The following is a 20771-nucleotide window of genomic DNA, read 5'->3' on the forward strand; positions in this document are numbered from 1 at the left end:
CCCCCGTAGCCGACCGGATCGCCGACCAGGCGCAAGGCAACCCGCTCGCCCTCCGCGTGCTCACCGCCGCCCTCACCCCCGCCCAACGGGCAGGCCAACTGGGCCCGCTGGGCCTGCCGGAGGACACCGCCCCGCTCCCGGACCTGCTCGCGGAACAGATCGCCCGCCTGCCCGACCCCACCCGAGCGCTGCTCACGGCGGCCGCCGCGGACGACACCGGCGACCTGACCGTGGTGATACGCGCCGCCGCCCGACTCGGCGGCACCATCGCCGACCTCGAACCCGCCGAACAGGCCGGTCTCCTACGGCTCAACGCCGGCACCGTCCGCTTCGGCCACCCGCTGATCCGCTACGCCGCCTACCGCTCCGCCCCACTCGCCCGCCGCATCGCCGCCCACCACGCACTGGCCTCCGCCCTGGACCCCACCCAGCACGCACACCGCCGCGCCTGGCACCTGGCCGCCGCGGCGACCGGCCCCGACGAGCAGGTCGCCGCCGAACTGGAACGGGTCGCCGAATGGGCCGGCAGCCGCCAGGCCATGGCCTCGGCATCCGCGGCCTACGAGCGTTCGGCGCACCTCACGGCCGACCCGCGACTGCGGTCCCGACGCCTGATCGACGCGGCCCAGAAGGCGGCCGAGGCCGGCCAGGACGAGCGCTGCCGCACCCTGGCCGACCAGGTCCCGCTCCCACTCAAGGACCCGGCCCTGGCCGCCGACTTCGCCCGCCTCCGCGCGGTCGTCGAACTGGGCTACGGCAGCCCGGCGGAAGCAGCCCGCACCCTCCTCGCCTGCGCGGACGAGGTAGGGACGGCCCGCCCGGACAAACTCCCGCTCCTGCTGACGGACGCCATCCACGCGGCGCTCTCCGCGGGCGACACCGCCCTCATGGGCGAGGCCGCAGCCCGCGCCCCACACCTGCCCGCGCTGGTCGTGCCGGCGCGACTGTTCGCGGCGAAAGCGCATGCCCCCGCCGGGCCGCCGCCGGATCCGATACGGGCCGCGGACGGCGGCCCCCACGACCAGGGCGCCGGGACGTCGGATCCCCACGCCCCCACCGGCGACGGCGTCATGGACCGCCTGCTCGCCGGCCACTACGCCCACCTCCTCGCCGACCACGCCCGTGCGTACGAGCACGCCGTCGCGACCGTCGACCAGTGCCGGGAGCGGGGTGTCGGGGGCTGGCTGCCCACCGCGCTCGACCTGCTCGCGCGCGTCGAGGCGGCGCTCGGCAGGACCGACGACACGCAGGCGCATGCCGCCGAGGGCCTCCGGCTGGCCGACTACTACGACCTGGCCCACCGGGCCGCCCACCTGCGCGCCCGCCTGGCGCTGCTGGCCGCGATGCAGGGACGGGAGGCGGAAACTCGGGCGTCTGCCGAGGAAGCCCTCGCCTATACGCGCCCGCGCGGCGTCGGCCGGGCCACGGCAGACGCACTCCAGGCGCTGGGCCTGCTCGAACTCGGCCTCGGCCGGGCCGAGTCAGCCCTCACCCACCTCCAGGCGGCAGCCGCGGAGACCCCGCACCCCGCCCTCGCCCAGGACCTGCTGCCCGACCTGATCGAGGCAGCCGTACGCGCAGGCCGCCCGGAACAGGCCCACGAGCCGACGGCCCGGCTGACCGCGTGGGCAGCCGCCGTACGACGCCCCGCGCTCACAGCGCTGTCCCACCGCTGCACGGCCCTGACCGCCCCGGACGAGGCCACGGAAGCCCACTTCGTCACGGCCCTGGAACTACACGCGCACGCGTACGAACCCGAGCCCGAGGACGGGCCCGGGTCCGAGTCCGAGCCCAGGCCCGGCCGCGAGCCCGATGGCAGCCCGTACCAACTCGCCCGCACCGCCCTCCTCTACGGCGAATGGCTCCGACGCCGCCGCCGCCCCGTAGACGCCCGCGCACACCTCCGCACCGCCATGGAGCTCTTCGCGCGCCACGGCGCCACCCCCTGGGCCGACCGCGCCCGTACGGAACTGGAAGCCGCAGGCGAATCGCACGCCCCGGACGCCGGCGCAGCCGCAGACACCCGCGTCGCCCGGCTCAGCCCGCAGGAGCGCGAAGTCGTCCGCCTCGCCGCCACCGGCGCGACCAACCGCGAGATCGCCACCCAGCTGTTCCTCAGCCCCCGCACCGTAGGCCACCACCTCTACCGCGCCTTCCCGAAGCTCGGCATCAACTCCCGCACGGAACTGGCCGACCTCCTCACCTGAGGAAGCGCAGGAGTACGGACCGGGAGTCGAAGGTCTGTGAGCCGTCGAGCCGGAGATCGAGTCGCTCCGGAGCTTCCGGAAAGAGCGCCTTGCCGCCGCCGAGCACGACCGGATGCACGACCACGTGATACTCGTCGATCAAGCCGTGCGCCGTGAGTGCGGCAGCCAGGGAAGCGCCCCCCGCCAACAGCAGATCCTTGCCCGGCTCCGCCTTGAGCGCGGTGACCTCGTCCACCAGGTTCGAGCCGCCGATGACGCGTGCACCATGGCCCGGCTCGGTCAGCGAGCGCGAGAACACGATCTTGGGGCTGCTGCGCCAGATCGGAGCGAACTTGAGGTCGTGCGGGTCGTCGGACAGGGACTCGACGTCCGGCCAGTAGCCGGCCATCATCTCCCAGACCCGACGGCCGTACAGAAAGGTGCCGGCCCGCTCCGCCAGGCTGAAGGAGTACGCGGAGAGCTCCGGCCCCATCACCGGCCAGTCGAACTCGCCGCCCGGGCCCTCGATATAGCCGTCCAGCGATATGTGCGCGAAATGGATGATCTTGCGCATGCGTGGCCTCTCTCTCAGTCCTGGTCCTGGTCTTGGCCGGGTCGTGCGGAAAAGACGATCCGAATCTCCGTGATCGCGTAGCCCGCCCGCTCGAAGGCCGCCGCCATCGGTGCGTTCCCCATGTCCGTGGTGGCCGTGATCCGCTCGGCGCCCGCCTCCGCCTGGAAGCGGGTGATCTCGGCGAGCACCTCGTTGATGTAGCCGCGGCCGCGGTGCTCCGGGAGTACGCCCAGATAGCCGACGTTGCGGGCGTACGGCGTCGCCGACGGGATCGCGAGCCCCACGAGTTCGCCGTCGGCGTCGTACGCCAGCCGCCACCAGTCGCGCTCGCCCAGGCAGTTCAGGTAGAAGTCCATGTCGTCCCGGGCGGCGGCCTCGGCGCCCCGCTCGGCGACGCTCTCGCGGGTCCCGTCGTCCAGGCTGCCCACCGCGATCCGGCGGAACATCGCGAGGAAGTCGTCGTCCGACGCGGGCGCGAAGCGCAGCCGGCCCCCGGCGGCCGGGATCCCGGCGTCCGGCGTCCACGCCAGCTGCAGCCGCTCGACCTCGTGGCCGAGTCCGGCCGCCAGCGCGGCGTCGCGGCGCCAGCCGACCGCGGCGGCGGCCGCCGGGTCGTCGCGCCAGCCACGGGCCACCTTGATGGTGAAGATCGGCGGCTTCTCCTGAGGCCGCGCGCCCGCCGCGAACGCCCCGAGCCCGGCGGACAGCAGCTCCGCCGCGACCTTCTCGCGGCCGGCCACCGAGGCGTCGACGTACAGGCAGTCGAGGTCCACCGGATGCGCGGCGGTGGCCTGGCCCCACCACAGAGCGCGGCCGACGATCCGGTCGTCGTCGTCCACGGCCAGCCAGGTCCACTCCGGCCGGTACATCCCTTGCCGCAGCTCGTCGCGGTAGCGGTCGGCGTCGATCCAGCCGACCGGCTCGTCGACCATCACGGCGGCCACGCGGTCGGTGTCGGCCGCGGTCGCGGCTCTGAACTTCATGCACCCTCCAGGGGTCTCGGCGGCATGCCGCGACCGTAGGCCGGAGCGCACCGCACAGGCATCGGTCGCCATGACTTAATACGGGCAGCCGCTTCTGGAATCGATTTCGCCGACTGACCCACATCCCAACGTCTCGGCACGCCACACCCCTTGACCACAGCCACACACGCCCATAGCTTGCCGTGAAATCGATTCCAAGCCTTGGAGGCATTGTGCGCAGAAAAGCCTGGATACGCGGCGGGACGGCCGCATTCCTGGCCGCGGCCACCGCGTTCGGCGGCTATACGGCCGCCGGTGCGGAGGAGGAGCCGAAGTCCACAGCCGACAAGGGCCCGGTCGGCTGGGACACGTACCGCAATCTCGACCAACTGGCGGGCGTCCCCACCGGCGTGCAGACCAAGCAGGTCTCCAGCTTCGACCGCGCGGGCAACAACGACGACGGCTTCGAGGGCACCTACTCCTGCCTGCGCACCTCAGCCGCCGGCTGCGTCCTCGCCGAGGCGCAGGGCGCCGGCGAGGTGGGCGCGATCTGGTTCACCCGCGACAACGGCGACGTGTCCAAGACCGGGAACATCACCATCGAGCTCGACGGCAAGAAGGTCGTCGACGCCCCGCTCCAGGACCTGGTCGACGGCAAGGTGGGCGCCCCCTTCGTCAACCCCCTCGTGGCGAACGCGGACGAGACGTCCGGCGGCGTGCTGATCGAGGTGCCGATGGCGTACCGCGAATCGATGCGCATCACCACCTCGAACAACCCGCTCTTCTACCACGTCTCCTACCGCACCTTCGCCGACGCCGAGGGCGTCACCACCTTCGACCCGGCCGACCCGGCCGAGGACGTCATCGAGAAGCTGAAGGCCGCCGGCAGCGCCGACCCCAAGCCCGCCCTCGAAGGCGCGAAGACGACGACGAAGGATCTCTCCCTCGCGCCGGGCGCCACCCAGACCCTCGCCGAGGCCGCACAGCCCGGCCTTCTCTCCGCCCTCAACCTCCAGCTCCCGCAGGCGACCTACGTCAAGCCGCGGTCCGAGAAGGACAACGGGCGGGCCTTCGGCAAGGACGGCTCCAGCGAGTTCACGGTGAAGACCGACCCCGCGAACGAGGGCGTCAAGCTCACCCGCCGCCTCGACCCGTCGATCGGCAAGCAGGTCGCCAAGGTCTACGTGGACGGCCAGGAGGCCGGCCAGTGGGAGCCCAATGCGCCCTCCGGCGGCGGCATGTGGGAGGAGCAGACCCTCGACCTGCCGGCCGCGCTCACCAAGGGCAAGTCCGAGATCACGGTCAAGAACGTCTTCGTCTCCTCCGACTTCGACTACAACGAGTTCACCTACTGGGCGGACAGCGTCGTCGGCGGCGAGAGCAAGCGCACCGACACGGTCGACGTCGGCACCGCCGAGAGCGAGACCGCGCACGCGTACAAGATCACCGCCCAGACCTGGGAGGGCGAGCGGATCTTCAACTACCCGCTCAACGCCGGCCAGAAGGCCGAGCTGGCCGCCTCCCAGAAGATCATCAAGGGCCTGCGGCTGCGGGTGACCTTCGACGGCGAGAAGACGGTCGACTCGCCGCTGGGGGAGTTCTACGGCTCCGGGCACGCGGTGGCGCCGGTGAAGGCGCTCATGTACGGGATCGACGCCGAGAAGGCCGAGGGGCCGGAGTTCACTTCCTTCTGGCCGATGCCCTTCGCCAAGACCGCCAAGGTCGAGCTCGTCAACAACTCCGACACCGCCATCACCGCCGGCACCTCCGCCGTCACCGCCGCGCCCTCGGCCGCGCACGCGGACGCCGTCAAGGCGGGCACGGCGGGCTATTTCCGTACGACATCCCATGCCGGGCCCACCACCCCAGGGCAGAGCTGGGACTTCCTCAAGACCGCCGGCGCGGGCAAGTTCGTCGGCGTCAGCCACACCATGAAGGGCGAGCTCAACCGCAACTACCTCGAGGGCGACGAGCGCGTCTACGTCGACGGCTCCCGCACCCCGCAGTTCCACGGCACCGGGACCGAGGACTTCTACCAGAGCGGCTGGTACTTCAACCGCGACGCCTACAACCAGCCCTTCAACGGCAACCCCACCCACCTCGGCCCCCAGACCGGCTGCGCCGCCGACAGCGACTGCACGGGGGCGTTCCGGCTGCAGCTGCACGACGCGGTCCCGTTCAAGAACGGCATCGACTACGACATCGAGCACGGCCCGATCAACGACAAGCAGTCCGACTACTCCTCGACCGCCTACTGGTACGGGCTGAAGGGCAAGAAGTCCGCGAAGACCGACACCCTGAAGCTCGGCGACGCGGACAGCGAGAAGGCGCACGGCTACACCTCGGACGACCCGGGCCCCGTCACCCCGCTCGACTCGGTCTTCGAGGGCGACTTCCAGAAGCCCGCGCCGCTGGCCGCGAACACCCGCGCCACGGGCAAGCCGGTCACCTTCAAGCTGAAGATCGACCCGGCGAACAAGGGCGTGGAGCTGCGCCGCACCTCGGACCAGAAGACGGGCTACCAGCGGGCCGCCGTGAAGGTGAACGACGCGCCGCTGGCCGACTGGCTGCAGCCGCTGCACAACGAGGGGCGGCGCTGGCTGGACGACACGTACCAGATCCCGGCGTCGGTCACCGCGGGCAAGAAGGAGATCACGGTGACGCTCACCCCGGCCGCGGACGGCCCGGCCTGGTCGGCGGCCTCGTACGAGGCCCACAGCATCAAGTGATCAGCGCACCCCGAACGCGTACTCCGTAGTCGACGCGTACGACTCGCCGGGCCGCAGCACGACCGAGGGGAAGTGCTGCTGGTTCGGCGAGTCCGGGAAGTGCTGGGTCTCCAGGGCGACACCGTCGCCGGGACGGTACATCCGCCCCGATGTGCCGGTGAATTCAGGGAGGATGAAGTTCGCGGTGTAGAGCTGCAGGCCGGGCTCGGTGGTCGCCACCGTCAGCACCCGGCCGGACGCGGGCGAGTGCAGCTCGGCGGCCGGCTCCGCGGTCGCCGTGCGGCCCTTGTCCAGGGCGTAGTTCTGGTCGTAGCCCTGGCCGATGAGCAGCTGCGGGTGCCCCTCGCGCAGATCGCGGCCGACCGGCTTCGGCGTACGGAAGTCCAGCGGCGTGCCCGCCACCTCGGCGAACTCGCCGGTGGGGCAGGACGTGGCGTCGTTGACCGTATAGCGGGCGGCGTCGATACGGACCTCGTGGGCCTCCGCGCTGCCCATGCCCTCGCCGTCGAGATTCCAGTAGCTGTGGTTGGTGAGGCTGACGACTGTCGGCGCGTCCGTGGTGGCCGCGTAGTCGAGGCGGAGGGCGCCGGTGGCCGTCACCGTGTACGTGGCCGTGACGGCGAGGTTCCCCGGAAAGCCCTCCTCGCCGTCTGGGCTGGTCCGGGTGAGGGTCAGCGTCACGCCGCCGTCGCCGGTCGCGCCCGCGGCCGCGGCCCACACCCGCTTGTCGAAGCCGAGCTCGCCCCCGTGCAGGCAGTTGGGCTCGTTGTTACGGGCCAGGCGGTACGTACGGCCGTCGAGCTCGAAGGCGCCGCCCCTGATCCGGTTCGCGTAGCGGCCGACGAGAGCGCCGAAGTACGGGCCGGTGTGCTCCGTGTAGTCGTCGAGCGTGGCCAGGCCGAGGACGACGTTCGCGAGCTCGCCGCGGCGGTCGGGCACCTCCACCGACTGCACGATGCCGCCGTAGGTCAGCACCCGCACCCGGGTGCCGCCGGCGGTGAGGGTCCAGCGGTCGACGCGGGTGCCGTCGTCGAGCTTGCCGAACGGCTCGGAGGTGGCCGAGGGCTGGTCGGGTGCGGTGGGGGAAGCGCTTGCCGTCATGCCCCCGAGCCTACGTGGGGCCTAGCGGGAGGTGACCTTCCGGTAGGCGATCTCCGCGAGGGAGGCCTGGCCGGTCTTGCTCGGGTGGAAGTAGTCCCACTTGCTCAGGTCGGCCACGCTGAAGTCGTACTGGAAGGTGGCATTGCCGTCGAAGCGGCAGAGCGAGACCTTCGCGCACTCTTCCCGCAGCACCCGGTTGAACTCCCGCACCCGGTCCCGGACCCGGCCGCGGCGGCCGTCGTCCGCGGTGGTGCTGGCCTGCGGGGACTTGAGCATCGACTGGCAGATGCCGAGCTTCCAGATCTGCTGGGTGACGGGATTGTCCTTCCCGACCTCCCACAGCCGCTCCAGGTCCGGCACGCTCGCCACGTACACCTGCGTCTTCGGCAGGCCCTTGCGGATGCTGCGCAGCGAGTCGGCGACGGTGGTGCGGAAGGTGCCGACGGAGGTCATGCCGGCGGTGGTGGGGCGGCAGGCGTCGTTGGCGCCGATGAGGATCGAGATGAGCTCGGGCTTCCTTGCGATGGCCTCGTTCGCCTGTACGGGAAGGTCCGCCACCTGCGCGCCCGTACGGGCGAAATTCCACCGCTGCTTTGCGCCCAGTCGGGCGGCGAGGCTGTCCACCTGTGCATCGGTGCCGGTGGCCCACGAGACCTGCGGGCAGTCGGCGAGCGGCTTGCAGGCGTCGAAGCCGCGGGTGATCGAGTCGCCGAGGGCGGCGATGGAGGTGGGGCGCTGCCGCCAGGCGGGCTTCGGCTTCGGCTCGGGCTTGGGCTTCGGCCTGGGTTTCGCCTGACTCCCCTGATCGGGCGCGCTCTTGGCCTGGGAACCGCCGTCGTCCGACGAGCCGTCCGTACACGCCGAGAGGGTCAGCACGGCGGCGACGAGGCCGGCGAGTGCGGTCGTGCGCGTACGGGATCTGCGGTGAAGGCGCGCGCGGCGCATGCTCGTCCGGCTCTCCCGCATCCCTGTGCCCCTCTCGGCCGCTCAGGTCTCCCCCGATAGGAGGTCAGCTTGTCCCACTACGAACGGTACGGCACACGGCGCGGCCCCGGGCACGGTAGTTTTTCCCCAGCCGCTTGCGGCCCACATAATTACACCCCGTCACACAGTGTCCTGTTTACGGAGATTCGCCCCCCGATGGTGTTTACTCATAGCTACCTCGGGAACCGCCGCAGGCCCGTCTCGATTGGGAGGTCCCGGTGACGACACGTGGAGTTCTCTACGTCCACTCAGCGCCGCGTGCGCTCTGCCCGCACATCGAGTGGGCAGTTGCCGGCGTGCTGGGCGGCCGGGTCAGCCTCGACTGGATCCGCCAGCCGGCTTCGCCGGGGATGTGGCGGGCCGAATTCTCCTGGCAGGGCGAGGCGGGCACGGCGTCCAAGCTGGCGTCGGCGCTGCGCGGATGGCATCTGCTGCGCTTCGAGGTGACGGCCGACCCGTCGGCGTCGGGGGAGGGCGAGCGCTTCTCGTCGACGCCGGAACTGGGGATCTTCCACGCGGTGACGGGCGTGCACGGCGACATCCTGATCCCGGAGGATCGTTTGCGCGCGGCGATGGCGCGATCCTCGCGGGGCGAATCCGACTTGGAGGCCGAGCTGGAAAAGCTGCTCGGCAAGCCGTGGGACGACGAGTTGGAGCCTTTCCGCTACGCGGGTGAGGGCGCCCCCGTGAGGTGGCTGCACCAGGTGGTGTGACCTTCGGAGCTCAGACAGCGGTGAGGGCCTGCGGAACAATCCCGCAGGCCCTCACTCATGTCCGTGTCAGAGCGACCGGAACGCCAGCACCACGTTGTGGCCGCCGAAGCCGAACGAGTTGTTCAGCGCGGCGATGCGGCCCTCCGCGGGCAGCGGTCGCGCGTCGTCCCTGACGACATCCGCGTCGACCTCCGGGTCCAGCTCCGTGATGTTGATCGTCGGCGGGGCCACCCGCTTGTGGATGGCCAGCACCGACGCCACCGACTCGACGCCGCCGGCGCCACCCAGCAGGTGGCCGGTCATCGACTTCGTGGCGGAGATCGCCATGTGGTCGGCCTCCGCGCCGAAGACCTTGCGCAGCGCCTTGATCTCCGCGACGTCGCCCTGCGGCGTCGACGTGGCATGCGCGTTGATGCTCACGATCTCCGGCGCGTCGAGGTCCGTCGAGTCCATCAGGTTCTGCAGCGCGTGCGCGATGCCGTTGCCGGACGGCTCCGGCTGGGTGATGTGGTGGCTGTCCGCCGAGACGCCCTGGCCGACGGCCTCGGCGTAGACCGTCGCGCCGCGCTTCGCCGCGTGCTCCGCGGACTCCAGCACGATCACGCCGGCGCCCTCGCCGAGCACGAAGCCGTTGCGGGTGACGTCGTACGGGCGGGAGGCGCCCTGCGGGTTCTCGTTGTCCTTGGACATCGCCATCATGTTGCCGAAGGCGGCGATGGGGAGCGCGTGGATCGCGGCTTCCGTACCACCGGCGACGACGACGTCGGCGCGGCCGGTACGGATCATCTCGATCGCGTAGCCGATGGCCTCGGCGCCCGAGGCGCAGGCGGAGACCGGCGTGTGCACGCCGGCCCGGGCGTTGACCTCGAGGCCGACGTTCGCCGACGGGCTGTTCGGCATCAGCATCGGGACCGTGTGCGGGGAGACCCGGCGGGCGCCCTTCTCGCGCAGCACGTCGTACTGGTCGAGGAGGGTGGTCACGCCGCCGATGCCGGAGGCGATCACCGCGCCGAGGCGGTCGGGGTTGACGGCGGAGTCCTCGCCGGCCTTGGCCGTGAAGCCCGCGTCGGCCCAGGCCTCGCGGGCCGCGATCAGCGCGAACTGCGCCGAGCGGTCCAGCTTGCGGGCCTGCGGGCGAGGGATGATCTCACCGGGCTCGACGGCGATCTGCGCGGCGATCTGCACCGGCAGCTCCGCGGCCCAGTCCTGTTCCAGGTGGCCGACGCCGGACTTCCCGGCGAGCAGAGCCTCCCAGGTGGATGCGCTGTCGCCGCCCAGCGGTGTGGTTGCGCCGATACCGGTGACGACCACGGTGCGATGGGGCGCGTTCACTGGATGTGCTCTCCGTAGGTTGGGAAGGGAGGTGACTACGGCGCTGCCGACCCGGGAGCCGGCCGGGGTGGTGCTCCGGTCCCGGGTGGCGACAGCGGGTGCGCCAGAGGGTCAGCTCTGGTGCTTGAGGATGTAGCTCGTGGCGTCGCCGACGGTCTTGAGGTTCTTGACGTCGTCGTCCGGGATCTTCACGTCGAAACGCTCCTCGGCGGCGACGACGACCTCGACCATCGACAGCGAGTCGACGTCCAGGTCATCGGTGAAGGACTTGTCCAGCTGGACGTCCTCAACGGGGATCCCGGCGATCTCGTTCACGATCTCGGCGAGACCGGCGACGATCTCTTCCTGAGTGGCGGCCATGATGGCGCTCCTTCTTGTGTTCTTTTCGGGTGAGGGTTCGGTACGGGTGTCGAGTACCGGCTAAGGGAGGGTAACGACCGTCGCGGCGTAGACGAGTCCCGCCCCGAAGCCGATGACGAGGGCGGTGTCGCCGCTCTTCGCCTGCCCGGTCGCCAGCATCCGCTCCATGGCGAGCGGGATGGAGGCGGCGGACGTGTTGCCGGTGGTCTCGATGTCGCGTGCCACCTCGACATGCTCCGGCAGTTTCAGAGTCTTCACCATCGAGTCGATGATCCGCATGTTGGCCTGGTGCGGGATGAAGACATCCAGGTCGTCGGCAGTTATGCCGGCGGCGTCCAAGGCCTGCTGGGCGACCTTGGCCATCTCGTAGACGGCCCAGCGGAAGACCGTCTGGCCTTCCTGGGTGATCGCCGGGAACTTGATCCCGCCGTCCTCGTCCAGGGGCAGCAGCCCGAGGTCGCCGACGCGGAACTTGTCCCAGCCCACCGTCTGCTTGATGGTGGTGTTCTTGTCGCCCTCGGAGCCCCAGATCGTGGGGCCGATGCCGGGCTCCTCGGCCGGTCCTACGATGACCGCGCCCGCGCCGTCGCCGAACAGGAAGGCCGTGGCCCGGTCGGTCATGTCGGTGAGGTCCGACAGCCGCTCCACGCCGACGACCAGCACGTGCGACGCGCTGCCCTCGACGACCAGGCCCTTCGCGAGCGTCAGGCCGTAGCCGAAGCCCGCGCAGGCCGCGGAGATGTCGAAGGCGGCCGGCTTGCCCGCGCCGAGCGCGTGCGCGATCTCGGTGGCCACCGACGGGGTCTGCATGAAGTGCGAGACCGTGGAGATGATCACGGCGTCGATCTGCTCGGCGGTGATGCCGGCGTCCGCGATCGCCTTGCCCGCGGCCTCCACGGACATGGCGGCGACGGTCTCGTCCGGGCCCGCCCAGTGCCGGGTGGCGATCCCGGAGCGGGAGCGGATCCACTCGTCCGAGGAGTCGATGTGCTTGAGGATCTCCTCGTTCGGCACCACCTGGACCGGGCGGTAGCCGCCGACGCCCATGATCCGCGCGTACGGGGCGCCCTTCGGCGGCTTGATCTTCGACGTCACGACGCGCTCTCCTCGGTCTCCGCGATCAGGGCCTTGGCCTTCTCGATGTCATCGGGGGTCTTCAGCGGCACGGCCGTGACGCCCTTCAGGGCGCGCTTGGCCAGCCCGGTGAGGGTGCCGCCGGGCGCCAGTTCGACCATGCCGGTGATACCGCGGTCGGTGAAGGTCTCCATGCACAGGTCCCAGCGGACCGGGTTGGCCACCTGGCCGACCAGGCGGTCCACGAGCTCCAGGCCGCCGGCGGTCGCCTCGAGGACCTGGCCGTCGCGGTTCGACACGTACGGGATCTGCGGGTCGTTGGGGATGAGCCCGGCGACCGCGGAGCGCAGGGTGTCCACCGCGGGGGCCATGTGCTCGGTGTGGAAGGCGCCGGCCACCTTCAGCGGGATGACGCGGGCCTTCTCCGGCTTGTCCTCGGCGAGGGCGGCGAGCTGCTCCACGGTGCCGGCGGCGACGATCTGCCCGGCGCCGTTCATGTTCGCCGGGGTCAGCCCGAGCTTGCCCAGGTGCGCGACCACGTCCTCCGGGTCCCCGCCGAGTACCGCGGACATGCCGGTCTCGGTGACGGCGGCCGCTTCCGCCATGGCCTGGCCGCGGATGGCGACCAGCTTCACGGCTTCCTCGTCCGTCAGCACCCCGGCGAGCGCGGCGGCGGTGAACTCGCCGACGCTGTGCCCGGCGACCGCACTGATCTTGCCGCCGGCGTGGCTCAGATCGTCACCGAAGAGCGCGTACGAGGACACCAGCCCGGCCGCGACCAGCAGCGGCTGCGCCACGGCGGTGTCGCGGATCTCGTCCGCGTCGGCCTCCGTGCCGTAGCGGATGAGGTCGAGTCCGGACGCGGCGGAGTACGCCTCCATCCGGTCACGGACGCCGGGGAGGTCGAGCCAGGGAGTCAGGAAGCCGGGCGCCTGAGCGCCTTGGCCGGGAGCGACGAGTACGAGCACCCTCACACCTTCTCTTGTGCGAGGTCCTGTCCGCCCGTGCGGACGGGGACGAAGAACCTCGGGGGCAGTTGTCGGAGTCTGACAAAAGTTTACGTCTGGGGCTCGCCCTCTGTCAGGCGGCCCAAGATCAGCGCGATGCGGAGCGTGAACGCCGAGCGCACGTCGGACGGCGACCAGCCCGTGACGTCGGTCACACGTCGTAGCCGGTAGCGGACGGTGTTGGGGTGCACGAAGAGCATCCGGGCGGCGCCCTCGAGGCTGCTCGCCTGCTCGAGATAGACGCTCAGCGTCTCCAGGAGAGCGGAGCCCGCTTCCTCGAGCGGTCTGTAGATCTCCTCCACCAGCTGCTCCCGCGCGCCCTTGTCGCCGGCGATCGCCCGCTCGGGGAGCAGATCGTCCGCGAGCACCGGGCGCGGAGCGTCCTGCCAGGCGCCGCAGGCCTTGAGCCCGGCGGCTGCCGCCTGGGCGGATTTCGTAGCGGCGATGAGGTCGCCGACGACCGGTCCGGCGACGACCGGGCCAGGCGCGAACGGGCCGATGAGGGACTTGGCGGCCTTGAGCGGGTCCTCGGAGCCGCCGGCAATGACCACCAGGCGGTCGCCGAGCACACCGGTGAGGACCTGCAGCTTCGCGTGCCGGGAGGCGCGGCGGATGGCCTCGACCGTCAGCTCGCTGTCGCCGTCGGGGGCGGTGCCGAGGACGACGCACACATGCTCGGGGGCCGACCAGCCGAGGGCGGCGGCGCGGGAGAGGGCGCCTTCGTCGGCCTCGCCCGACAGGACGGCGTTGACGACGAGGGATTCCAGGCGGGCGTCCCAGGCGCCGCGGGCCTCGGCGGCCTGCGCGTACACCTGGGCGGTGGCGAAGGCGATCTCGCGGGCGTAGACGAGGAGGGCCTCGCGCAGCACGGACTCGTCGCCGGGGGCGGCGACGTCGTCGATCGCGGACTCCATGACCTCGATGGTGGTGCGCACCATTTCGACGGTCTGGCGGAGGGTGATCGCGCGGGTGAGCTCGCGCGGGGCGGTGCCGAAGACGTCGGTGGAGATGGCCTGGGGCGTCTCCGGGTGGCGGAACCACTCGGTGAACGCGGCGATGCCGGCCTGGGCCACCAGCCCGATCCAGGAGCGGTGCTCCGGGGGCATGGCGCGATACCAGGGCAGCTGTTCGTCCATTCGGGCGATCGCGTCGGCCGCGAGTGAGCCCGCCGACTTCTCGAGGCGGCGGAGGGTCGCCGCGTGCGGATGCGGCGGCGCCGCGCTGCGTGGCTCGGGACTTTCGGTGGGCTCAGGCACGCCTTCTAGCCTGCCCTATGCGGCGGGCGCGCAGCTGGCCGGGTGCGTATCTGCCGCTCACGGGGTGCGCGCCGGGCGTGCGTCGGGCGCCAAGCAGCCGCGCGGCGTTACGCCGCGATCGCACCCATTCGGCGTACCGTATCCGCGTGATTCAGGTACGGCGTGGTGAAGGCCGATATCGCGGGGGCGACGATGCCGCGGGCATCGAGTCGCTGCACGCGTTCTCCTTCTCCGGCTTCTACGACCCGGCGAACGTCAGGTTCGGCGCCCTGGTGGCCTGCAACGAGGAGCGCCTCAAGTCCGGCGCCGGCTTCGCCGAGCACAAGCACCGCGACATGGAGATCGTCACCTGGGTGATCGAGGGCGAGCTCACCCACCGCGACTCCAAGGGGCGCACCGAGACCATCAGACCCGGCGATGTGCAGCGGCAAAGCGCAGGCCGGGGCATCCGGCACGTGGAGCGCAACGACGGCGACGGGCCGCTGCGCTTCCTGCAGATGTGGCTGATGCCGCGGGAGTTCGGCGGCAAGCCGGAGTACGAGGTGGTGCGCGGCATCGCCGACGGCACCCCGTACGCCGTCGAGCGGGCCGGGGCGATACTGCACGTCCGCCGGCTGCGCGCGGCCGAGCGCACCGCCCTGCCCGCCGCGCCATGGGTGTATGTGCACGTGGTGCGCGGCATGGTGGAACTCGGCGGCGAGTTCGTGCACGAGGGCGACGCCGTGCGGCTTGCCGGGTGCGAGCAGACGGAGCTCACCGCCGAGAGCCCTGCCGAGGTGCTCGTATGGGAGATGCGGACGGGGCCGCAGGACCCTGACTAGGCGTCCTGGTCGGGCACGTCCTCCGCGAGCTCTTCCTCGACGGCTTCCTCCTCGATGTTCAGCGCTACGAGGATGCCCGCCGCGACCACGACGCCGGCGGCTACGAGCAGGCTGCCGAATCTCATTCCCATGACCCCCATGACCGAACTCCCCTTTCGGTAGGGACCGTTCGCGGCTCAGCCTAGCGAGCGGGAGGCCAGCTCGGCGAGGACCGCGTCGGTGAAAGGCGGCCAGGCCTGCACGGCCCAGTCGCCGAAGGGGAGGTCGGTCAGCGCCACGCAGGCCGCGCCCCCAGTGGATGTCGCAGTGGGGTCGACCCAGAGGAACGTCCCGGACTGGCCGAAGTGGCCGAAGGTGCGCGGCGACGACGAGGTGCCCGTCCAGTGCGGCGACTTGTGGTCGCGGATCTCGAGGCCGAGGCCCCAGTCGTTCGGGTTCTGGTGCCCGTAACCGGGGAGCACGCCCTTCAGGCCCGGGTGCACGACGGCCGTCGCCTCGGCGTGCAGCGCGGGGGAGAGCAGCCGGGGGGCGAGCAGCTCGGCGGCGAAGCGGGAGAGGTCGGCGGCGGTGGACCAGCCGTCCTTGGCCGGGGAGCCCTCGAGGGTGGTCTGCGTCATGCCGAGCGGCACGGCGACGGCCTCGCGGACGTAGTCGGCGAAGGGGATGTCGGTGGCCTTGGCGATGTGGTCGCCGAGGGTCTCGAAGCCGGCGTTGGAGTACAGCCGGCGGTTGCCCGGCGGGGCGAAGATCCGGTGCTCGTCGAAGCCGAGGCCCGAGGTGTGGGCGAGCAGATGGCGGACCGTGGACCCGGCGGGCCCGGCCGGCTCGTCCAGCTCGATCGCGCCCTCCTCGACGGCGACCAGCGCGGCGTACGCTGCGATCGGCTTGGTGACGGAGGCCAGGAAGAAACGCTTCTCCTGCGGGCCGTGGGTACCCGCGACCGTGCCGTCGGCGGTGACGACCGCGGTGGCGGCGGTGGGGACGGGCCAGTTGTCGGTCATCAGGAGGCTCTGCATACGGCCGAGCCTAACCCTGGCCGCTTGCTTAGAGTGCACTCAAGGTCAGTAGCGTCGGAGGCGTCCGGATTTGGACGGCGAAGGGGGCAGGGATGACGACCGTTCACACGGCAGCGTCGGCGGTGTCGGCAGTGTCGGCCGCGTCGGCAGCCGAGGAGAAGGTGGACACCTGCGCGAGCGAGGCCGCCCACCCGCCCCCGGTGGCCCGCGGCGGCTACACGATCAGCGAGGTGGTCAGCCATACGGGCCTGAGCGCCCACACCCTGCGCTGGTACGAGCGGATCGGCCTGATGCCGAACGTCAGCCGCTCCCACACCGGCCAGCGCCGCTACTCCGAGGCCGACCTGGGCTGGCTGTCCCTCGTCGGCAAGCTGCGGCTGACCGGCATGCCGGTGGCCGACATGGTGCGGTACGCGGAGCTGGTCCGCGAGGGCGAGCACACCTTCGCCGAGCGGCAGCACCTGCTCACCCGGCACCGCGAGAACGTGCGGCAGCACATCGCGGAGCTGCAGGACACACTGGCCGTACTGGACTTCAAGATCGAGCACTACGCCGACGCCCGGCGGGCGTCCGAAAGGGTTTGACGCGAGATGAGCAGGATCGAAACGGCACGACTCGGCAGCGAAGGCCCCGAGGTCGGCGTCCAGGGCCTCGGCTGCATGGGGATGAGCTTCGCGTACGGGCCGACGGACGCGGACGAGGCACGGGCGACGCTGGAGCGGGCGCTGGAGCTCGGCGTCACGCTCTACGACACCGCGGACATGTACGGGATGGGGGAGAACGAGAAGTTCATCGCCCCGTTCATCCAGGCCAACCGGGACGCGGTGACGATCGCGACGAAGTTCGGCATCGTGCTGGACCCGGACGACCCGGCCAAGCGCGGCATCCGCAACGACCGGGAGTACATCCGCGCGAGCGTCGAGGGCAGCCTGCAGCGCCTCGGCGTCGACGTGATCGACCTGTACTACATGCACCGGCGCGACGTGAACGTCCCCATCGAGGAGACCGTCGGCGCGATGGCGGAGCTCGTACAGGAAGGCAAGGTCAAGCAGCTCGGGCTGAGCGAGGTCACCGGACCCGAGCTGCGGGCGGCGCACGCGGTGCACCCGATCGCGGCGCTGCAGTCGGAGTGGTCGGTGTTCTCGCGGGACGTGGAGAAGACGGCGGTGCCGGCGGCCGCGGAGCTGGGCGTCGCCTTCGTGCCGTACTCGCCGCTCGGGCGGGGCTTCCTGACCGGGGCGTTCGTCAAGGCGGACGCCGAGCTGACGAAGGACGACTTCCGCCAGACGATGCCGCGCTTCACCGGCGAGAACGCGGAGAAGAACGCGCAACTCCTGGCCCCGCTGCGGGCGATCGCGGAGGCCCGCGACATCACCCTCGGCCAGGTCGCGCTGGCCTGGGTGCAGCAGCAGGCGCAGATCCACGACCTGTCCGTGATCCCGATCCCCGGCACGCGCAAGCGCACGCGGGTGGAGGAGAACACGGGCGCCACGCGGATCGGCCTGACGGCCGCGGAGCTGGCGACGCTGGAGCCGATCGCGGGCCAGGTGGCCGGCGGGCGGTACGCGGACATGGCGTTCACGTCGGCGGGCCGGGAGTAGCCGCTACGGGCGTGCCCCGAGGTCGCGGGCGGGCAGGAACCTGGGGTGCTTCAGGTCCGGTCCGTCCGCGGTGCCGGGGATGACGAAGTAGCCCTGCTCCTCGCGTGGCTTGGTGTAGCCGCGGTAGCCGATGAGGAGTTCGTCGTAGCCGTCGTTGTCCAGGTCGGCCGCCGTGACGTCCCAGCCGAGCTGGTCGTGGTCCGCGGGGGTCCAGCCGTGGCCGCGGGGCAGGCCCAGGGAGGTGCGGGTGATGGGCACCACGGGGCCGTAGCCGTCCGGCCCGGAGAGGCGCAATCGCACTTCGCTCGCCGGGCGGTGGTCGGGGGCGGCGGTGATGAGTTCGTCGGCGCCGTCGCCGTTGAGGTCCGCGCCCGGTGCGTCCTGGCAGCTCGCCGGTACTTTGCCGCCCACCCGGGCGATGGTGGAGGTACGGGTGCCGGGGCCCCGCGGTCCGCCGTGCAGGACCGTGCCGTCACTCTGCAGCAGGTCGGCGTAGCGGTCCCGGTCGAAGTATCCGGCGCACAGCAGCCGGCGGACCTTGTTCGGTCCGTCGAATTCCCCGCCGGCCGGGGTGCGGCCGACGCCCGGCGGCGTGGGGGCGAGCGCGAGGCCTTCCGGAGTGCCCCGGTAGAACTGGGTGTCCAGCACTCCCGCCGGTGGCCGTGCCGGATTGTTGGTGGAGCCGTCCTCCGGCCGGTTCGACAGCACGCCGCGGGTGACCACGTCCTCGTAGTTGTCCCCGTCGAAGTCGCCGACGACGAGGGGGCGGTAGTCGGGGACGGGCGACACCCATCCCCGCTGCGTGCCGTCGAACGACTGGGTGGGCTGATCCTGCCCGCGGCGGGCCAGTCCGAAGAGGACCACGACACACTGCTGGGCGGCGGGTCGCGCTTCACCGGCGGAGGTGCCGGCGGCCGGTGCGGGGCGCATCCCGATCAGGTCCTGGGTGCCGTCCGCGTTGAAGTCGCCGATGGCCTGTATCTGCAGAAAGCCGTCCGGCAGCCGCACCGCCGAGGGCTCGGGGCCGCCCCGGACGACGCGCTGGTCGAATCCGGTACCGCCGCCGAGCGCCCCGGCGCCCGCGGGCATGGTCCTGACCAGCAGGTCCGCGTACTGGTCGTCGTCCAGCTTGCCCGCGAACCGGGCCGCGCTGTCCCCGATCGCCCGATGCGGCTGGCCGCCCTTCGGCTCCAGTCCCGCGACCTCGGTGCTGAGGGAGATGCTGCGGCCGGGGCCCTTCGCCGAGCCGAGCAGCAGGGCGCGGTTGTGCATCCAGCGGCCGCCCACCTTGGGGCGGTACCAGGCGTTGAGGTGCACGTCCGGGTAGCCGTCGTCGTTGAAGTCGTGGCGGTGGCGGGCGTCCCGTACGTCCCCGAGGGCCCGCCGCTGCGGCGCCGCGGCCTGCGGCGGGGCCTTGCAGTGTTCGGGCGTGGGAGGCCGGGCGCCGACCCGGGCGGCGCCCGGCTTGGCCTCGGGGACGCCGATCGGTCCGTTATTGCCTTGGCCGGAGCCCGAGCCGGAGTCGCTCCAAAGCGTCTGATACATCAGGATGTTGGCGACGACCAGCACGAGGGCCATCGCGGTGATGAGGGCGATCCGGCGTCGCGACATGCCGCAAGTTTCCGGCCGGAGCGGGCGGCTCCGGGTAGCTTCGGTCCGTATCGGATACGCCACGAATCGCACCACGCCGCCCACCGGAACCGGGCGTCACACGAGCCATTGCAGGGCGAGGGCGCCGAACAGGGCCAGTACCGCCAGCAGCGCTTGCATCTGGTACTGCTTCCGGGCGGTCATCGCGGGGTCACCTCCTCGTAGTCGTTGAGCGCGATGCTGGTGAAGTTGGCGAGGGAATCGGTGCCCTTGGCGAAGTAGCCGTCGTGGCCCTCGGCGCCCTTCGCCGAGAAGTCCTTCGCGCCGAAGCCCGCCGACACCGGGTCGGCGCCGTGGCCGAGGCCGGCGAGGGAGACGTTCGGGACGTTGCCGATCCAGTCGGAGTCGTTACGGGCCGCCCACACCTGGGCGTTGGCGTGCAGGTCGGCGGCGGTGTGGGCGCGCATGCCGGGGGAGGCGAAGGCGACGATGTCGTCGGCGTCCTTCGGGCCGAGGTCGGCTGCCGCCTTGCCGCAGACCACGGAGCCGTAGCTGTGGCAGAGCAGGGCGGGCGGGTCGGCCGGGTCCGTAGTGGCGCTGAGCCCCTTCATGAAGCTGACCAGGCGCGGCGCGCCGGCGTCCGCGAGGCGGCCGGTGGCGGCGTCGACGCCGACACCCTCGGGGGTGGTGTAGCCGGCCCAGACGACGACGGCGCTGTCCGGGTCCTGCTTGGCCATCGACTTCTGCAGCGCGGCGCCCTGCTTGTGGGCGTTGTTGTAGCCGCGCAGATCGGTGTCGGAGCCCGGCACCAGCACCGCGATGTGCTCGGCCTTGTCCAGATCCCCGAAGACCTCGGCGATCTGGCCGCGCCCGCGCGGGTCCATGGCCAGGACCTTCCGCTCCTCGAGGCGCTCGAGCTGGCCGTCGCGGGAGTCGAAGAGGGACTGGTGGTTGGCGGCGAGGCGGAGCTTGACGGGGGCGCCGTCGAGATTGCCGACGGTGGCCGGGTGCTCGGCGGCCAGCTTGCGCTGCTCGGCGGGGGAGAGGCTGTCGAAGTAGCGCGCCACCTGGGCGGGGGTCGAGGTGGCCGGGTCAAGCCCGGTATCCGCGGCAAAGGCAGCCGCACCGGGCGGCGGCCCGGTCATCGCCGTCTGCGACCCGGCCGCGAAGCCCGCGGTACCGGCAATGGCGGCGACGCCGACCGCTGCGGAGATCAGGGTCTTCTTGAGACGGCGGGGCTGCATGACGTGGACTCCCTCGGTCAGCGACGAGCTCTCTCGTCGTTCGAGGGAAGAGTGGGGTGAGGGTGGGTGCGGCCACGTCACACCTTGGAGCCAAGGTTGGGGTGATACCTGGGTATTACTTGGGCTTGGGGTGTGGGCGTGGGGCGTGGGAGTGGGGCTTGGGGCTTCGGCTTGGCCCTCTGGCCCCGGCTCCCCCCTGGGTCTCGGTCCCGGTCCTGCTT

Annotated in this window: 19 protein-coding genes; 6 read left to right on the forward strand and 13 right to left on the reverse strand. The window is 71.6% G+C overall.

The window, feature by feature from the left end:
- Window positions 1–2207: helix-turn-helix transcriptional regulator (locus tag G5C51_RS43830; protein ID WP_165240718.1), on the forward strand; the 2207-nt coding region annotated here is incomplete at its 5' end.
- Here G5C51_RS43830 and G5C51_RS26415 read toward each other — a convergent pair.
- Window positions 2200–2760: a dihydrofolate reductase family protein gene (locus G5C51_RS26415; RefSeq protein WP_165240719.1), complete on the reverse strand. Its 561-nt coding sequence runs from the start codon at window positions 2758–2760 to the stop codon at window positions 2200–2202. The two genes, G5C51_RS43830 and G5C51_RS26415, sit on opposite strands and share 8 nt — an antisense overlap.
- A gap of 14 nt (window positions 2761–2774) precedes the next feature.
- Complete coding sequence (locus tag G5C51_RS26420) at window positions 2775–3743, reverse strand: GNAT family N-acetyltransferase (RefSeq protein WP_165240720.1); 969 nt, start codon at window positions 3741–3743, stop codon at window positions 2775–2777.
- 212 nt (window positions 3744–3955) lie between these two features.
- Between G5C51_RS26420 and G5C51_RS26425 the strand changes: the two genes are divergently transcribed.
- The gene (locus G5C51_RS26425; protein ID WP_165240721.1) at window positions 3956–6451 is read left to right on the forward strand and encodes a DUF2961 domain-containing protein; all 2496 of its coding nucleotides are present in this window, start codon (window positions 3956–3958) and stop codon (window positions 6449–6451) included.
- Here the strand turns inward: G5C51_RS26425 and G5C51_RS26430 are convergent, their stop codons facing one another.
- Both G5C51_RS26430 and G5C51_RS26435 read right to left on the reverse strand, forming a co-directional pair.
- Window positions 6452–7552: an aldose epimerase family protein gene (locus G5C51_RS26430; protein ID WP_165240722.1), complete on the reverse strand. Its 1101-nt coding sequence runs from the start codon at window positions 7550–7552 to the stop codon at window positions 6452–6454. It lies immediately after the preceding gene.
- A gap of 21 nt (window positions 7553–7573) precedes the next feature.
- Entirely contained in the window at window positions 7574–8497 is a 924-nt protein-coding gene (locus tag G5C51_RS26435; protein ID WP_165240723.1) for a GDSL-type esterase/lipase family protein, read from the reverse strand.
- Window positions 8498–8754: 257 nt separating this feature from the next.
- Between G5C51_RS26435 and G5C51_RS26440 the strand changes: the two genes are divergently transcribed.
- On the forward strand, window positions 8755–9249 hold the full coding sequence (locus tag G5C51_RS26440; protein WP_165240724.1) for a DUF3145 family protein: 495 nt from the start codon (window positions 8755–8757) through the stop codon (window positions 9247–9249).
- A 66-nt stretch (window positions 9250–9315) separates the two neighbouring features.
- Here the strand turns inward: G5C51_RS26440 and G5C51_RS26445 are convergent, their stop codons facing one another.
- The 5 genes from G5C51_RS26445 to G5C51_RS26465 form a co-directional block, all read right to left on the reverse strand.
- Window positions 9316–10581 carry a beta-ketoacyl-ACP synthase II gene (locus tag G5C51_RS26445; RefSeq protein ID WP_165240725.1) on the reverse strand — a complete coding sequence of 422 codons (1266 nt, stop codon included), beginning with the start codon at window positions 10579–10581 and terminating at the stop codon, window positions 9316–9318.
- 111 nt (window positions 10582–10692) lie between these two features.
- Window positions 10693–10941: an acyl carrier protein gene (locus G5C51_RS26450; RefSeq protein WP_165240726.1), complete on the reverse strand. Its 249-nt coding sequence runs from the start codon at window positions 10939–10941 to the stop codon at window positions 10693–10695.
- 60 nt (window positions 10942–11001) lie between these two features.
- Window positions 11002–12036: a ketoacyl-ACP synthase III gene (locus G5C51_RS26455; RefSeq protein WP_338118307.1), complete on the reverse strand. Its 1035-nt coding sequence runs from the start codon at window positions 12034–12036 to the stop codon at window positions 11002–11004.
- Window positions 12033–12983, reverse strand: a complete 951-nt coding sequence (locus tag G5C51_RS26460; RefSeq protein ID WP_165240727.1) for an acyltransferase domain-containing protein — start codon at window positions 12981–12983, stop codon at window positions 12033–12035. Before G5C51_RS26460 ends, G5C51_RS26455 begins: the two co-directional genes overlap by 4 nt.
- Before the next feature lie 89 nt (window positions 12984–13072).
- Entirely contained in the window at window positions 13073–14278 is a 1206-nt protein-coding gene (locus G5C51_RS26465; protein ID WP_165240728.1) for a helix-turn-helix domain-containing protein, read from the reverse strand.
- A 146-nt stretch (window positions 14279–14424) separates the two neighbouring features.
- Here G5C51_RS26465 and G5C51_RS26470 point away from each other — a divergent pair, with 146 nt between their 5' ends.
- Window positions 14425–15099 carry a pirin family protein gene (locus tag G5C51_RS26470; protein ID WP_338118308.1) on the forward strand — a complete coding sequence of 225 codons (675 nt, stop codon included), beginning with the start codon at window positions 14425–14427 and terminating at the stop codon, window positions 15097–15099.
- On the opposite strand, the gene G5C51_RS43835 is transcribed toward G5C51_RS26470, so the two are convergent.
- Window positions 15096–15224 (reverse strand): hypothetical protein, encoded by a 129-nt coding sequence (locus tag G5C51_RS43835; protein WP_276617672.1) that lies wholly within the window; start codon window positions 15222–15224, stop codon window positions 15096–15098. The genes G5C51_RS26470 and G5C51_RS43835 overlap by 4 nt on opposite strands.
- Before the next feature lie 51 nt (window positions 15225–15275).
- Window positions 15276–16115, reverse strand: coding sequence for a serine hydrolase domain-containing protein (locus tag G5C51_RS26475; protein WP_165240729.1), 840 nt, complete (start codon window positions 16113–16115; stop codon window positions 15276–15278).
- A gap of 92 nt (window positions 16116–16207) precedes the next feature.
- On the opposite strand from G5C51_RS26475, the gene G5C51_RS26480 reads away from it, so the two are divergent.
- Together G5C51_RS26480 and G5C51_RS26485 are read left to right on the forward strand one after the other, a co-directional pair.
- Window positions 16208–16699 carry a MerR family transcriptional regulator gene (locus tag G5C51_RS26480; protein WP_165240730.1) on the forward strand — a complete coding sequence of 164 codons (492 nt, stop codon included), beginning with the start codon at window positions 16208–16210 and terminating at the stop codon, window positions 16697–16699.
- Between the two features lie 6 nt (window positions 16700–16705).
- Window positions 16706–17716, forward strand: a complete 1011-nt coding sequence (locus G5C51_RS26485; protein ID WP_165240731.1) for an aldo/keto reductase — start codon at window positions 16706–16708, stop codon at window positions 17714–17716.
- 3 nt (window positions 17717–17719) lie between these two features.
- Here the strand turns inward: G5C51_RS26485 and G5C51_RS26490 are convergent, their stop codons facing one another.
- Window positions 17720–19327: an FG-GAP repeat domain-containing protein gene (locus G5C51_RS26490; RefSeq protein WP_165240732.1), complete on the reverse strand. Its 1608-nt coding sequence runs from the start codon at window positions 19325–19327 to the stop codon at window positions 17720–17722.
- Window positions 19328–19506: 179 nt separating this feature from the next.
- On the reverse strand, window positions 19507–20550 hold the full coding sequence (locus G5C51_RS26495) for an alpha/beta hydrolase (protein WP_165240733.1): 1044 nt from the start codon (window positions 20548–20550) through the stop codon (window positions 19507–19509).
- Between the last annotated feature and the right edge of the window lie 221 nt (window positions 20551–20771).

Source organism: Streptomyces coryli (assembly GCF_011044975.1).
Classification (GTDB): domain Bacteria; phylum Actinomycetota; class Actinomycetes; order Streptomycetales; family Streptomycetaceae; genus Streptomyces; species Streptomyces coryli.

Excerpts from the sequence above, each read along its gene's own strand:
- G5C51_RS26415 (WP_165240719.1), bottom strand. The coding sequence starts at position 2,760 with ATGCGCAAGATCATCCATTTCGCGCACATATCGCTGGACGGCTATATC.
- G5C51_RS26420 (WP_165240720.1), bottom strand. The coding sequence starts at position 3,743 with ATGAAGTTCAGAGCCGCGACCGCGGCCGACACCGACCGCGTGGCCGCC.
- G5C51_RS26430 (WP_165240722.1), bottom strand. The coding sequence starts at position 7,552 with ATGACGGCAAGCGCTTCCCCCACCGCACCCGACCAGCCCTCGGCCACC.
- G5C51_RS26435 (WP_165240723.1), bottom strand. The coding sequence starts at position 8,497 with ATGCGCCGCGCGCGCCTTCACCGCAGATCCCGTACGCGCACGACCGCA.
- G5C51_RS26450 (WP_165240726.1), bottom strand. The coding sequence starts at position 10,941 with ATGGCCGCCACTCAGGAAGAGATCGTCGCCGGTCTCGCCGAGATCGTG.
- G5C51_RS43835 (WP_276617672.1), bottom strand. The coding sequence starts at position 15,224 with ATGAGATTCGGCAGCCTGCTCGTAGCCGCCGGCGTCGTGGTCGCGGCG.
- G5C51_RS26475 (WP_165240729.1), bottom strand. The coding sequence starts at position 16,115 with ATGCAGAGCCTCCTGATGACCGACAACTGGCCCGTCCCCACCGCCGCC.
- G5C51_RS26480 (WP_165240730.1), top strand. The coding sequence starts at position 16,208 with ATGACGACCGTTCACACGGCAGCGTCGGCGGTGTCGGCAGTGTCGGCC.
- G5C51_RS26485 (WP_165240731.1), top strand. The coding sequence starts at position 16,706 with ATGAGCAGGATCGAAACGGCACGACTCGGCAGCGAAGGCCCCGAGGTC.
- G5C51_RS26490 (WP_165240732.1), bottom strand. The coding sequence starts at position 19,327 with ATGTCGCGACGCCGGATCGCCCTCATCACCGCGATGGCCCTCGTGCTG.
- G5C51_RS26495 (WP_165240733.1), bottom strand. The coding sequence starts at position 20,550 with ATGCAGCCCCGCCGTCTCAAGAAGACCCTGATCTCCGCAGCGGTCGGC.